Raw genomic sequence first — 293 nt, forward strand, 5'->3', positions numbered from 1 at the left:
GAAAACAGCCGCGTATTGGAATTCGCCCGTTCCGGCTTGAGCATCCCCAGTTCCTCGTAATAGCGGATAGTCCGGGTCGTCACCCCGAATTCCTCTGCGGCTTCCCGTATGGTCTTCATCTGCCGCCTCCCTTTTTAATTTTTTTGATAATTTAAGTTTATCATTGACGTTAACGTAAAGCGCAAGGGCTTTTTGCATATTAAAAGCCAGACACCCCGTTAAAGAACAGGCTGTCTGGCTTTTGGCGAAACTTATTCGATTCCATACCAGGCTAAGGCGTTGTGATAGAGTAC

At 47.1% G+C, this 293-nt stretch carries 1 protein-coding gene; it reads right to left on the reverse strand.

The window, feature by feature from the left end:
* A partial coding sequence (locus R0J87_RS19445) for a MerR family DNA-binding transcriptional regulator (RefSeq protein WP_498888300.1) occupies positions 1-119 on the reverse strand: 119 nt, incomplete at its 3' end.
* Positions 120-293: the final 174 nt, after the last annotated feature.

The organism is Halomonas sp. SIMBA_159 (genome assembly GCF_046536035.1).
GTDB lineage: Bacteria > Pseudomonadota > Gammaproteobacteria > Pseudomonadales > Halomonadaceae > Vreelandella > Vreelandella venusta_A.